Source organism: Enterococcus sp. VV15 (assembly GCF_005236045.1).
GTDB classification, from domain to species: Bacteria; Bacillota; Bacilli; order Lactobacillales; family Enterococcaceae; genus Enterococcus_B; species Enterococcus_B durans.
In genome coordinates this window covers 98,983-112,492 of sequence record NZ_QPTY01000001.1, presented here as the reverse complement: position 1 = coordinate 112,492, position 13,510 = coordinate 98,983, and the positions used below count along the sequence as shown (strand labels likewise).

Here is a 13,510-nt window from a genome sequence, read left to right as displayed (position 1 = left end):
GAAAAACTCACTTCCCTTCCGGCAGATACTTGTCCAGTAGATCGTCTTTGATCCGTTTTAATTCAGTTCGTGGAAGCATCGCTAAAAGTTCCCAACCTAAATCAAGTGTTTCTGTAATTGTTCGGTTTGTATAGAATCCTTGATTCACATATTCATTCTCGAATCGCTCCGCAAATTTCGCATAGATTTTATCGACATCTGATAATGCAGATTCGCCCAAAACGACAGCTAATTCTTTTGCCTGTTTTCCCTGTGCATAAGCTGCGAATAGTTGATTCATCGTTGCTGCATGATCCTCTCGCGTTTTCCCAGCACCTGTTCCTTTGTCTTTCAAGCGAGAAAGAGACGGCAATACATCGATTGGTGGCTGGATGCCACTCTTATACAGCTCTCTAGTCAAAATGATCTGTCCTTCAGTGATGTAGCCGGTCAAATCGGGTATTGGGTGGGTCTTATCATCTTCTGGCATCGTCAAGATCGGTATCTGTGTCACTGATCCTTTCAACCCTCGAATACGCCCTGCACGTTCAAACAATGTCGCCAAATTCGTGTAGAGATAGCCCGGATAGCCACGGCGCCCTGGTACTTCTCGACGAGCAGCGGAGATTTCGCGCAACGCTTCGGCATAGTTGGTCATGTCTGTCATGATGACCAACACATGCATTCCTTTTTCATAAGCCAGATATTCTGCAGCTGTCAGCGCCATTCTTGGTGTCGCGATCCTTTCGATTGCTGGATCATTGGCCAAATTCATGAACATCACCGAACGATCGATTGCACCCGTTTGACGGAAATCTTCCATGAAAAACTCTGCTTCTTCAAAAGTGATTCCTATTGCGGCAAAAACGACAGCAAAATCATCTGAAGAATCCAGTACAGTTGCTTGTCTCGCAATTTGTGCAGCTAATTCTTTATGGGGTAACCCTGAACCAGAAAAGACTGGTAGTTTTTGTCCGCGAACTAACGTGTTCAAATGATCGATTGCCGAAATACCTGTTTGGATGAACTCATCGGGATAGTCTCTCGCAACGGGATTGATTACTTCACCGTTGATATCCAAATATTTCTCTGGCAAGATTTCTGGTCCATTGTCTTTTGGTCTACCTAGTCCGTCAAAAACGCGACCAATCATATCTTCTGATACACCCAATTGCAATGGATGACCTAAGAAACGAACAGAAGAATCTCTTAGATTGATTCCACTAGTTCCTTCAAAAATCTGCACCATCGCTTTATCTTCTTGCACTTCAAGTACTTGTCCTCTACGGATCTCGCCATTTTGCATGCGGACTTCGATCAGTTCTTCATACTTTACTCCAGAAACTTTTTCTACCGCCATCAAAGGTCCGACCACTTCCTCGATCGTTCGATATTCTTTAATCATTGGTCATTCCCCCTTCAGAGATGATTGCTTTCATCGTTTCTTTGATTTCCTGATTGATCGCATCTAATTTTGATAGATCGTCTTCTGGAATGTATTTGCTTCGACCGATACGTTCTCTGATAGAAACAGTGCCATCCATGATCTCATTAAGATACGCACCTAAACTTAAAGCCTTTCGTGCTTCTTCCCCAAACATCAAAATCATTTTTAGCATTTTGAATTGTTTTTCCCTAGAAGTAAATGTATCGACATCATCAAACGCATTTTGTTGTAAGTAGTCTTCACGGATCGATTTTGCGACTTCCAATGTCAAACGGTCATTGTCGGATAAGGAGTCGATCCCTACTAAGCGTACGATTTCATTCAATTGTTCTTCTTCCTGTAAAATACGCATGCCAGTGGCAACCATCTCTGACCAGTTTTCTTGTAACACTTGATCCATATATTTTCCTACTTCAGTTGAATACAAGGAATAACTTTGAATCCAGTTGATCGATGGGAAATGTCGTTTTTGGGCTAACGTTGAATCCAATCCCCAGAAAACTTTCACGACCCGTAACGTATTTTGTGTGACTGGTTCTGAAACATCCCCGCCAGATGGTGAAACTGCGCTGATTGCTGTAATACTGCCTTCACGATTATCTGAACCTAACGCAATCACTCTACCAGAACGTTCATAATATTCTGCTAAACGAGAACCTAGGTACGCAGGATAACCTTCATCCCCAGGCATCTCTTCCAAACGTCCGCTCATTTCACGGAGTGCTTCTGCCCAGCGAGAAGTTGAATCTGCCATGATTGCCACATCATACCCCATATCACGGAAGTATTCCGCGATGGTGATACCTGTATAGATAGAAGCTTCTCGGGCCGCTACCGGCATATTGGAGGTGTTAGCGATCAATACTGTACGTTCCATCAATGACTCCCCAGTATTTGGATCGATCAATTCTGGAAACTCGTTTAGTACATCCGTCATTTCATTGCCACGTTCACCACAGCCCACATAGACCACTAAATCAACATCTGCCCATTTGGCGATCTGATGCTGTACAACTGTCTTTCCCGCACCGAATGGACCTGGAACAGCTGCTGCTCCACCCTTTGTTACAGGGAAAAATGTATCGATGACCCGTTGTCCCGTGATCATTGGTGCATCAGGATTCAATTTTTCTTTAATAGGGCGGCTTCTTCGTACGGGCCACTTCTGTAACATCGTTAATTCTTTCTTGCCATCTTCTGTACTAATGACACAGACTGGTTCGTCGATCGTAAATGAGCCTCTTTCGATCTTCTCGATTTTCCCTTTGATACCGTGAGGAACCATGATTTTATGCTTGATGATCTTAGTTTCGTCGACATAGCCGATTACATCACCAGCACTGACCTCATCCCCGATTTCACTTATAGGTTCGAACCACCATTTTTTCTCATGATCCAATGCGGGCAATTGGATACCCCGGCCTAGGAAATTACTTTGAGTTACTTCCATAAATGTATCTAAAGGCCGTTGGATACCATCAAACATTTGAGCGATGATCCCTGGTCCAAGTTCGACTGACAATGCTTCACCAGTCGATCGAACGGGTTCTCCAGGACCAATGCCTGAAGTTTCTTCGTAAACCTGAATCGATGCGACATCGCCACGCATCTCGATAATTTCACCGATGACTCCTAAATCTCCCACTAAACACATGTCTTGGATACTTGCATCCGACATATTTTCTGCCATAACGAGAGGACCGGAGACTTTTATGATTTTTCCAATTTGCAAATGATTATCTCCTTTTTCTATTATAAGATATTTTGTCCAACTGCTTTTTCTACACTCTTTTGTATCTCAGCAATCCCGATCCCCAAAGATCCTTGATGATTTGGGATCAAGATGATTGCTGGTGTCAACTGTCCTTTATAGCGTTCGATCGTTTCAGGGATTTCCTTTGCGCACTGCTCCGTTAAATAAATGACCCCATATCCTTGTTTAGCCATCTCATCAACAGCGTGTCTGATCTCCTGCTTCGTAGCACTATTTCGAACATCGAATCCAAATAATTTGAATGGCAAGACAGAATCTTTATCGCCCACTACACCTATTTTATGCGTCATAGACTTGTCTCATCCTTTCTTTTAACTGTTCGATCGAAAAATGATTTCTTTTACCAATGATCAACAGTCGAAGATTCTTGCATTCTACTTCTTTCGCGTTCATAAAGGCCAATAGAGGTAAAGGTCCAAAAGCTTGGGTCTGAGCAATTTGATAATAAGAACTTAAATAGTCATCTTTCAGTTGCTCTAACCTCACCAAATCGATCGTTCCATCCTGTATTATCGGTTTTAATAACTCACTATAATTTGTAGATTGTAAAAATTGAATATACGATTCGAGATTACTATGCACAAAAGACAAGAAACTTTCCTTCGCAATCTCTCCTGAGCTAGAGATGACTGTGGTCATGAATCCAAGAGATTGTTGCTGTAGGATTCCTCTTGCCATAGTTGTAATATTCGTCAAATCAATGAAAGCGATGATTTCTTCTAGTAACTCTTGATAGCCAAGTTTTTCCCCTAACCTACGCTGTTCTGTCAGAAAACATCGATCATAAATGACATCTATTCCCTGCAAAACAGAAGAGGCATCAAAATATTCTCGAACTTCTTTGATACAAGTCATCAGGTTACTTGGTAAGACAGACGATGCTTGTGTATGGATCGCATCTTTTACTTCCTCAAGTGTATAGAACCCATCATCAATGAACAGATGGTCTAAATCTTTTCCAGTCATCTCTGACTTCGTCAACACCTTCAAATTATGAAATGTATAACGCATCGTGTAGATCCAAACAATTTCTGGTTCTGGGGAAGACTCTTTCAACCATTTGAATAACTCGCTTCGTTCTTTTGCAAGGTTGTCTTCAAAATCATACTCAAATCCTTCGTGGATATAGGGACTGTAGATCGTGGTCTTTAAAATCTCTCCAACACCTTCGATTGAATCAACTTGAAGCATTCGGTCAAAAGTCTCTTTAGAGATCAATTCCAGTTCTCTGCCACGTATCAAGGGATTCAATTCATGGTACTCCATTCGTCATCCCTCCTTAATCAAATAATTGTTGAGCAATTTCAAAGCGCATCGTTTCTTCTACTTCTCTTATTAAATTACGGTACAAAAAGTTATACTGTACGCCTTGATCATCGATCAAAAAACCAGCTTGCTTTTCAATCACTTCTTCATCCAATACCAATTCAAAGGGAAGTTCATTATTCCACTTATCGATCAATTCTAAAGAAACATGATCCACTGTTTTTTCGCCTAAAATCAAACGAACTTGTCCCGTCAAAGTCAATGTATGAAGCATTTCTGTCATCAAATCGATTTGCGCTTCTTTAGGTTGGCCTTCCAGTTGAGTAGTAGCTTCTGTAAATAACCGTTGTAAAAAATTTTGCTTCTCATTCAACGTCTGTTGTCGACTTTCTACTTGCTGCCTATTTCTCAATTGGCGGTAATTTCGCTCAATGCCTTCTAATTGCCTTGCTTTTTGTTTTTGAAAGTCATTTTCTAATTTTAATCGCTTCGTTTCAAATTCTTGCTCGATTTCATTTCGTTTCGTCGCTTCGAGAAGTGTTCGTTCTTCTTGCGCTGTTTTATTCATCTGCGTGATGATTTTATCAATAGCGTCCACTGGGCTTCCTCCTTATGAATCTTAAGCATTTAGAACAAGTAAGAAAGAAATAACGAATCCTAGGATAGCATATGTCTCTACCATCGCCGCATAAATGATCCCTTTCGTTGCGTGTTCTGGTTTTTTCGCTAAGATTTGAATACCAGCAGCGGCAACTTTCCCTTGAGCGATACCAGAAAATAGGCCCGTAAACGCGATTGGTAAAGAGGCACCTAAAAAATTAAGTCCTTGAACAACTGTCATATCGTTTCCCAAATTGATGAAGATCAAAAAGGCAATAACAAATCCGTAAAGTCCCTGTGTCCCTGGAAGCAACTGTAAAATCAGTGCTTGACCAAATTTTTCCGGTTGGCTTGTCGTCAAAGCTGCTGCAGCTTCCCCTGTCATACCAACTCCTTTAGCAGATCCAATCCCTGAAAAAATCGTTGCTGTTGCCATCGCTAATACCGCAAATACCATTCCACCGTTTTGACTAATCAAATAATCCATCATTGTTTCAAATTCCTCCAATTATATCTATTTTTTCTTATGATTGATGTTGACGTATTTCTCCGCTGTTTTGAACGGTTTGAAGGCACGTCCACCTCCACTATAAAATTTCCCGAAAAATTCAACGTATTGTAATCTTGCGCCATGAACATATGCACTTAAAAGTGTCAAAAACATATTAAGGGCATGAAGCGCAATGATCAGGATGATCCCCAAACTAAAACGTGCAGCGGGCGGCATGAATGCCACTAACATATTGAACGCAGCACCGATGCTCCCTCCAGATATTCCTAAAGCCATCAAACGAGTGTAACTGACCAAATCTCCGATATATCCGGTCAAGCCATACAAGTTATAGGCACCCTTCGCCATCCCCTTGACTTTCGATGAAGATTGAAAAATAGGAATGATCAGGATGCACAATGCGGAAAGAACTGCTAATCCGATTCCTAGGTAAACAAATGCTTGATTCTTTAAGACCATCATGCCTAACAAAACAAAGATGATCCCCATCAAAATCCCTTGCCAAGCGAAACCTTCATTGATCGCATCAATATACGCTTTACGTTTCATGTTTTCCTTTGCTGCAATAAATAATCCAACTAGTATTTGGATCAAGCCAAAGATGACAGACAAGATCAAGATCGTATTGACATCGTTGGTCGTTGATAATATCGGAAACGGTAAATGGATACCAACTATCTCTTTTGGTAGCTCGTTTCCAAAGAAGGAACTATAGATGAATCCCCAAATAATTGAAGGGACCGCTAAAATCTCAAAAAATTTAGCAAATCGCTGCATACTACGAGGCAATACGATGAATCTTTGGACAAGAAAAGCGCCTAGAAACATCAGTAATCCATACCCGATATCAGCCACCATCATCCCGAAAAAGACTAGATAAAATGGGGTCATCCATGGCGTAGGATCTACCTCTTCATACTTTGGCAAACTGTACATCTCCGTCAACATTTCAAATGGTGCTACGATTGGATGATTTTTCAGTTTAGTTGGTACTTCTTCCGCTATTTCGTTCACCGTTGGTTCTTCAAAACTCACATATACTTCTTCTGCCAAATATTCTTGTTGCAACAAATGGATAAAATCTTCTTTTTCTTCACTATCTATCCAACCTTGCACAATGATCAAGTATGGTGAGCGGACCAGTCGATTCGTGATTGCTACTCGCTCCGCTCTAGCCAAAAGGATTTCTTCTGTCCATTCAAATTCAACAATATAGCCGCTGCAACTAGCAATTTCAGAAGCAAGCTTCTTTTGTTGCTTACTGATTTCAGTTAGTTGTTTCTTTGCAACATTTAGCTGTTGGCGCGGACTATTTTCGTATTTATACTCTTCTTTGACGAACCCATAACGACTAGTGATATCATCTACAGCTTGTATCTTGTTTTGCAAAACGATATAAGCAAAATAGACCGTTGTTTGTGTCGCGTTGACTTCCTCAAGATAGATATCTTGTATCTTTGCCAGTTCTTCCTTGAAGGCTTCGGCATTGGCTGCACTGACTGTTCCGATGACGAATGACGTAACCTGACTAAGAAAAGCAGAAGGTGCCGCATCAAGATTTTGCCAGTTATTCAACCATTCTTCTTCGCTTTCTAACTGATCACGTTCATTTATCAATTGTTCCCATCGTTCTTTCAGTGAGAGTACTTCATTTAATTTCCTTTGAAACGCCTCTTCAGAGTAATCTCTTTCCAATTCTTGTAAAGAGAGTTCCCGTCTTTTTAGATGTCTTTTTTTCTGTCCTTTTTCCCCGTGATGTTCAATAAATTGAATCGCTGTTCTTATTTCTGATAGTTCACTTGTCAAAACGGCTACCTTAGATTCTTTGTCGATCGTAGCTGTTTCAGGGAAATATTTTTCTACCCATTCATTATTCTCAGATTCTTGAAAAAGGTCACGAATTTCAACAGCATGCATTCCTTGGACAGCTTGCAGGATCTGCTCTTGATTTTTCTTATCTGAAATGAGAGTCACTTTTTCCATCTTAGTGACGGCCATATGTCTGTATCACCCTTTCGATAATCGCCGCGATTGCTTGTTCTTGATGTGTCTGATATTGCTCAAGCAAGCGTTCCCGAAGTTCTTTTTCAGTTGCCTTCAACTGCGCTTTTTGTTCTGCAGTTTGTTTTTCTTCCAAACTGATTTTCTCCTCGATCAACTGCGCTAACTGTTGCCGATGTTTTTCTTCTATTGCTGCTAATTCTTTTTCTTTTGACTCAGAATAATTATTTAATTCTTCGTTTAATTTGACCAACGATTGTTGATTTTTTTGTTCCGCTTCTTGTATCTTCTCTAGAGCCTCTAGCAAAATTCACACATCCTTTCTGTTAAAAAAAAGGGCACATGCTTTCTTTTTCATTGAAAGTATGTACCCTTTTAAGATAACTGTTTAAAATCAGGCACTTTCAAAAAACGTTCTTCTCACCCCTTGAAGAACTAGATCCTTGAAGCTTGCGCCCAACCTTTTTTATTCGTACTTTAATTAAAGTATAACAAAATATGAATAGAATTCAACAGCGTTCTATCATTCTCTTTGTAAAAAACTATTTTTTCAAAGGGACGAACGACAAATTAAGTTTTTTCTTCATATATACAAAGTGTTTTAAAATTTTTTAAATTACTGATAGAATATGTCTAATTTATTATTGGGAGGAATTTTTATGTCACCTATCATTGGAATTGCCGGTAATCAGTTGATCAGAGCAACTGATACCTTTCAGGGAAACCAAGTAACCTATACACCTCAAGGATTTGTCAATGCTGTCCAGCAGGGTGGCGGACTACCCATGATCTTGCCGATCTCTGAACCTAGCAATGCATCTTCTTACATCCGGAAGATCGACAAGCTGATCCTTGCAGGCGGACAAGATGTTTCACCTCAACTTTATCATGAAGCTCCGCATCCTAAACTAATGGAAACGAATCTACAAAGAGATCATTTTGAAGAAGTATTGATCAAAGAAGCACTAAAACAAAAGAAACCGATCCTGGCTGTTTGTCGTGGCATGCAACTTTTGAATGTCGCCCTTGGAGGAAGCTTATACCAAGACCTATCTCTATATTCCGACTGGTCTGTCAAACACGATCAATTTCCGACTGAGCCACAATTTGCCACTCATGAAGTCACTATTCTTACGGATACGACATTAAATAAATTTCTTACTACATCGTATTTTGTAAATTCGTACCATCATCAAGCAGTAAAAGAATTGGCCCCTGATTTAAAAACTACTGCTCTTTCACCAGATGGCCTGATTGAAGGCGTGGAAAGTACAGAACTAAAACTATTAGGTGTCCAATGGCATCCAGAGCTTACTCACCGCACAAATCCACTTGATCAGCAGCTATTCACCTATTTTGTGCAAGAATATTAATGCAATATGATACGCAGATCACTTGAATCTATCAGTCTTCCGCGTATTTTTTTATTGTTTACGTTGATAGGCCAACAAACGTTTCAATTGGTTGACTTGTTGTTGTAACTCTATGCCTTTGGATGTATCTCGGTTAAATTTTCTAGGTAGTTGTTGATCGATCACTTTCTTGACATCTGCTTGATTACTCGTTTTTTTTAATTGTTGTTCAATACCAAGGAAGGGGTAATGGGTAACGATTTGAAAGCCATAAGAGTTACACAATAGCGAATAACCAGCAATCCCAGTCGTTTTTTGATACGCCTTCGATAATCCACCATCAATCACAAAGACGGTACCATTGGCTCTGATCGGTGATTCTCCTTTTTTGACTTTGACCGGAGTATGACCGTTGATGATGACTGATCCATTTTCTTCTACACCAAATTCTTTAAGAACTTTCTTGCTGAACCATTCCTCGTTTCTTAAAGTATAATAAGGATTTCTTTTCTCTATATGAGTTTCCTTTTCAGTTAGGAAATAACGTTCAAATGTTGCCATCTTACTTTTCCCAAAGAGCGGCGAAAATGGACCTATCCAAGCATACCAAATCAAATCTGTTGCCAGATCATCTTTCACAGTAATCTTTTTCGCACTAGTTCGGATTTGCTTTTCAAAGAAATCCAATAATTCTTTTCCAGAATAACTTTTATTTTCTAAAGATAATGACAGGAAGCCACCTTCTTGATCGATCGGTATACATCCATGGAACAAAAGATGCTGATTATATGTCAGATACATTGATCCTTTGGTCAATAAAAATTCCATATGCTTCTTCATTCTCAAAGAATGTTGAAATGAGTACATCAAGCTATCGATCACTTGTCTTTCTTCTAGCAACAATTGATTCGGCTTCTTTGGATCAATCGTTTGAAAGCAAGCGCCATTGATCGTATGAATCGTTCCATCTAACTTGATCGTGTTGTGAGAATAGTCGATTTGAGTCAATAAATCTCGTTGGGTCATCTCAAACTCTGGTCGTCGTTCCAATATTTGTGACTCCACTTTAAATTGCATGATTGCAAGTGCCTGATGGATCTTCTCCATTTCTTTTCGTTCTCTTGTTGTTAACTCCTCATGATTTTTTGGTGTAAACAGAGGATTTTCATCATAATTATCATTTGAAAAAGAAGCTAGAATACGGAAGTTCAAGCCATATTCTTTCTCCAAATCAAATAAATAGTTGTACCGAGCGGCAATCCTTAACAGTGTCAACAAGCAGGCTTCCGAACCACAATAAGCGCCAAGCCATAAAAGATCGTGGTTTCCCCATTGGATATCGATAGATGAGAATTTCATCAGTCGATCCATCACTTTTGCAGCTTGGGTACCTCGATCAAAGATATCTCCAACAATATGGACATGATCAATGACCATTGTTTGGATCGTCTGTGCCAATTTTTTCAAAAAACGCTGTTCTTCACCCATCAACGTCAATTGATCAATGATTTTTTTGACATACTCTTTTTTGCCGGCAACTCGGTCATCGATATACAATAGTTCCTCGATGATGTAACTATACTCTTTAGGCAGTCCTTTTCGAACTTTTGAACGTGTATACTTTACAGAAGTAAAACGTAACAATTCGATCAATTGATGGATCAGCTGTGATTTGTCTTGCTTTTCGTACCATTCAGTTGTGACTGTATATTCTGGATATGCAACAAAGATCGTCAGTTGTTTGATGTCTTCTTCATCCAAAGAATCACGAAACAACTCTTTGATTTTTTCTTTTAAATTTCCTGAACCAATACGCAAAATATGATCGAACGCTGGAAATTCTCCATGGATATCACTTAAAAACAGCTCTGTCCCTTTCGGAAGCTGCAAGATTGCCTCCAGATTAATGATCTCTGTGATCACATCTTCCATTGTAGGAAATTTTTCTGACAATAACTCTAAATATTGATCCATTCTAAGACCTCCAGATTGGTATACTTAAAATTATAGTGAATATAAGCGCTTTTTTCAATATTAAAATCTCAATTCATCTCGGATCAAAAAAATATTGGTCTATCTATAAAAAGAAACGAATGTGGGACAAATCTAAAAATCAGGTTTGCTATAGATCATAATTCCGAATAAAAGGCACCCAAAAGTCAGTTTTTTCGGAAATTTCAAAAAAAAAACGAGCAATACAAAAAGCGTATTGTTCGTTTTTTTCTCCAATTTCTCAAACCTAAACGACTTCGACCTCGTTTCATCATCTTCGTTTTGTGTTACGCTTTTTTGCGTTCATTTCTCATGATCGATATCGATTGTTTCAATGAACTCCATAGTCCACCCTCGCTATAAACAAGCACATTGGATTTGTACATATTTGCAGAAAGAAACATTAAAACAAAAGTGACTACGATCAATATGACAAGTGAAACCATCGCTCCACTCACATCAACCGTTTCATTCGCTAAACGAACAGGCATGATGTAAGAAGAAAGGAATGGAATATAAGAGGTGATACGAATGACGATATTATTAGGATCAGACGCACCTAAGATCAGACCTAACATATATCCACCTAGCGATAGATAGGTGACAGGTAAAATCGCCTTTGCTGTATCTTCTGCTTTATTCACTAATGATCCGCATAGTGCTGCTAGAACAGCGAATATCAAGATACCAAAAAACATAAATAGCAATGAATACCATAGGAATGGTCCAAAAATACTATCTAAAGAAATCCCATCTAAAGTATTTTTCACGATATCCATATTTTTGAATTGATTAAATCCGATGCCAAAAATCACGCCATATAATGCCATTTGTGTCACAGCAACAAGCAAAACGCCTGTCAATTTGCCATAGAAATGTTTTTGAGCCGTTGTACTAGATAAGATCACTTCCATGATACGCGTACCCTTTTCAGAAGCAATCTCCTGTGCAATGATTTGTGCATACGTTAAGATAATGATGAACAAGATGATCGTTGCGACATAGCTAACTACATATTGTACATCAGAATTGTCTTCTCCCACAGTCATCTTTCCTTGATCGTTGAAACTGACTTTTTGTCGGGAAAAACTTGCTGGCTGACTAAGACTTGCTACTTCTTCTGGCGAAACGCCCAGCGTACTTGCTCTGAGCATCGATTGCACACCCGTAAGTTGTTGTTGGATAAGTAACTGTGTACTTTGACCTAATGAATTTTCGCTATAGAGTTTCCCTTTGACCTCCTCGTTGGCTACCGAAACGGTCATATAGGCATCGATTTTTTCATCTGCCAATTCTTTTTGTGCCTTTTCTGTCGAATCGATTGCTTTAAACTCAAAATCATCTGTTTTCACTTGACTTAGTTGTTGTGTCAACTGCGGATCATCTGATAGGACCCCAATTTTATTGACCTCACTATTTTGTTGCGCAAAATTCCCTGCAACGTAAATGACCCCCATCATAATAAATGGAACTAAGATCATGATCAAAAAAGAAATAGATTTGATATTTTTTAAATAGACATCTTTTGTAATGATCCAAAATTTACGCATCCATCTCACCTGCTTTCATTTTGAAGATCTCTTCCAAAGTAGGCGGTTGCTGATTGAACATCGGAATGTAGCCAAACTGAGTTGCTCGCGTGAAAATCTCTTTCCCTGCATCTGGATCTTCTAATGTGACTTCCAATGTTTGGTCTTCATGAAGGACCACATGTTTAACTCCTTCAATTTCAGCTACGTCTTGTTGTGTCAGATCAGATTCTAAAAATACTTTTGTCCGACCAAAAGATTCTCTGATTTCATGTACTTTTCCATCTAAAACCATTTTCCCATTTCGCAACATGATCAAATGATCACAGATTTTTTCAACATTATCCATATTATGACTTGAGAAGATCACACAAGAACCCTTCTCTTTTAATTCAATGATCCCATCTTTCAATAGTTCTGCGTTTACTGGATCCAATCCGCTAAATGGTTCATCTAGTATTATCAGCTTGGGTTCATGGATCAACGTGGCAATCAACTGTACCTTTTGCTGATTTCCTTTTGATAGAGATTTGACTTTATCTGTTTTCTTGCCTTTTACTTGGAATTTTTCCATCCAAAAATCGATTTTCGGTTCAATTTCTTTTTTTGATTTTCCTCGTAATTCCGCAAAATACACCAGTTGATCTTGGATCGTCACTTTTGGATATAATCCTCGTTCTTCAGGCAGATACCCAATGATATCGTAATCTTTTTCTCCTAAATGATGACCATTCCATAATACTTCCCCTTGATCTTGTGTCAAAAAATCTAAAATCAGTCGAAACGTCGTGGTTTTTCCCGCCCCGTTTTGTCCGATCAATCCCATGATCTTTCCATCTGGAATCTGAAATGATACATGGTCAACAGCTGTGTAGTTCCCAAAAGTCTTTACCAGATCTTTAACTTCTAACATCGTTTCACTCCTTAGCCACTAGTATATTTCTTCAAAAAATAAATCGCATACATTCGTAAGAATAGAACAAGAGGGGAACCTGACGTTTAAGAAGAAATCCTCCCTATTGTACCGAAACGATTGTTGGCTATCATTTTTCTCATAAA

12 protein-coding genes and 1 other annotated feature are annotated in these 13,510 nt (G+C 39.2%); of the genes, 1 reads left to right on the top strand and 11 read right to left on the bottom strand.

Annotated features, from left to right (window positions below; all coding sequences use genetic code 11):
• Positions 1-7 precede the first annotated feature (7 nt).
• From DVW83_RS00585 to DVW83_RS00550, 8 genes are read right to left on the bottom strand one after another with little or no spacing between them, the layout of a single operon-like run.
• Positions 8-1,384: a V-type ATP synthase subunit B gene (locus DVW83_RS00585; RefSeq protein ID WP_005878385.1), complete on the bottom strand. Its 1,377-nt coding sequence runs from the start codon at positions 1,382-1,384 to the stop codon at positions 8-10.
• On the bottom strand, positions 1,377-3,158 hold the full coding sequence (locus DVW83_RS00580; protein ID WP_123862554.1) for a V-type ATP synthase subunit A: 1,782 nt from the start codon (positions 3,156-3,158) through the stop codon (positions 1,377-1,379). The genes DVW83_RS00585 and DVW83_RS00580 overlap by 8 nt, the downstream gene beginning before the upstream one ends.
• A 20-nt stretch (positions 3,159-3,178) precedes the next feature.
• Positions 3,179-3,490, bottom strand: coding sequence for a V-type ATP synthase subunit F (locus tag DVW83_RS00575; protein WP_053109206.1), 312 nt, complete (start codon positions 3,488-3,490; stop codon positions 3,179-3,181).
• A complete protein-coding gene (locus tag DVW83_RS00570) occupies positions 3,480-4,466 on the bottom strand; it encodes a V-type ATPase subunit (protein WP_104660537.1) in 987 nt (328 codons plus the stop codon). The genes DVW83_RS00575 and DVW83_RS00570 overlap by 11 nt, the downstream gene beginning before the upstream one ends.
• 13 nt (positions 4,467-4,479) lie before the next feature.
• Positions 4,480-5,064, bottom strand: a complete 585-nt coding sequence (locus DVW83_RS00565) for an ATPase V (protein ID WP_104660536.1) — start codon at positions 5,062-5,064, stop codon at positions 4,480-4,482.
• A gap of 21 nt (positions 5,065-5,085) precedes the next feature.
• Complete coding sequence (locus DVW83_RS00560; protein WP_104660535.1) at positions 5,086-5,556, bottom strand: V-type ATP synthase subunit K; 471 nt, start codon at positions 5,554-5,556, stop codon at positions 5,086-5,088.
• Positions 5,557-5,580: 24 nt separating this feature from the next.
• Positions 5,581-7,575, bottom strand: a complete 1,995-nt coding sequence (locus DVW83_RS00555; RefSeq protein WP_104660534.1) for a V-type ATP synthase subunit I — start codon at positions 7,573-7,575, stop codon at positions 5,581-5,583.
• A complete protein-coding gene (locus DVW83_RS00550) occupies positions 7,562-7,885 on the bottom strand; it encodes a hypothetical protein (RefSeq protein ID WP_104660533.1) in 324 nt (107 codons plus the stop codon). The genes DVW83_RS00555 and DVW83_RS00550 overlap by 14 nt, the downstream gene beginning before the upstream one ends.
• Positions 7,886-7,992: 107 nt before the next feature.
• Positions 7,993-8,040: a sequence feature (sodium ion sensor (DUF1646 type); this cis-regulatory element may regulate processes involved in with the transportation of sodium ions), on the bottom strand.
• A gap of 197 nt (positions 8,041-8,237) precedes the next feature.
• Between DVW83_RS00550 and DVW83_RS00545 the strand changes: the two genes are divergently transcribed.
• Complete coding sequence (locus DVW83_RS00545) at positions 8,238-8,951, top strand: gamma-glutamyl-gamma-aminobutyrate hydrolase family protein (RefSeq protein WP_104660532.1); 714 nt, start codon at positions 8,238-8,240, stop codon at positions 8,949-8,951.
• A 51-nt stretch (positions 8,952-9,002) separates the two neighbouring features.
• Here DVW83_RS00545 and DVW83_RS00540 read toward each other — a convergent pair whose 3' ends face one another.
• The 3 genes from DVW83_RS00540 to DVW83_RS00530 all read right to left on the bottom strand — a co-directional run bounded on the left by DVW83_RS00540 (position 9,003) and on the right by DVW83_RS00530 (position 13,364).
• Entirely contained in the window at positions 9,003-10,904 is a 1,902-nt protein-coding gene (locus tag DVW83_RS00540) for a fructose-1,6-bisphosphatase (protein ID WP_104660531.1), read from the bottom strand.
• A gap of 305 nt (positions 10,905-11,209) precedes the next feature.
• A complete protein-coding gene (locus DVW83_RS00535) occupies positions 11,210-12,472 on the bottom strand; it encodes an ABC transporter permease (RefSeq protein ID WP_123862550.1) in 1,263 nt (420 codons plus the stop codon).
• Positions 12,465-13,364: an ABC transporter ATP-binding protein gene (locus DVW83_RS00530; protein ID WP_104660529.1), complete on the bottom strand. Its 900-nt coding sequence runs from the start codon at positions 13,362-13,364 to the stop codon at positions 12,465-12,467. The genes DVW83_RS00535 and DVW83_RS00530 overlap by 8 nt, the downstream gene beginning before the upstream one ends.
• Positions 13,365-13,510: the final 146 nt, after the last annotated feature.

Bases quoted from the DNA above. Each gene is read 5' to 3' on its own strand.
- DVW83_RS00585 (WP_005878385.1), bottom strand. From the start codon at position 1,384: ATGATTAAAGAATATCGAACGATCGAGGAAGTGGTCGGACCTTTGATG.
- DVW83_RS00575 (WP_053109206.1), bottom strand. From the start codon at position 3,490: ATGACGCATAAAATAGGTGTAGTGGGCGATAAAGATTCTGTCTTGCCA.
- DVW83_RS00570 (WP_104660537.1), bottom strand. From the start codon at position 4,466: ATGGAGTACCATGAATTGAATCCCTTGATACGTGGCAGAGAACTGGAA.
- DVW83_RS00560 (WP_104660535.1), bottom strand. From the start codon at position 5,556: ATGATGGATTATTTGATTAGTCAAAACGGTGGAATGGTATTTGCGGTA.
- DVW83_RS00555 (WP_104660534.1), bottom strand. From the start codon at position 7,575: ATGGCCGTCACTAAGATGGAAAAAGTGACTCTCATTTCAGATAAGAAA.
- DVW83_RS00545 (WP_104660532.1), top strand. From the start codon at position 8,238: ATGTCACCTATCATTGGAATTGCCGGTAATCAGTTGATCAGAGCAACT.
- DVW83_RS00540 (WP_104660531.1), bottom strand. From the start codon at position 10,904: ATGGATCAATATTTAGAGTTATTGTCAGAAAAATTTCCTACAATGGAA.
- DVW83_RS00535 (WP_123862550.1), bottom strand. From the start codon at position 12,472: ATGCGTAAATTTTGGATCATTACAAAAGATGTCTATTTAAAAAATATC.
- DVW83_RS00530 (WP_104660529.1), bottom strand. From the start codon at position 13,364: ATGTTAGAAGTTAAAGATCTGGTAAAGACTTTTGGGAACTACACAGCT.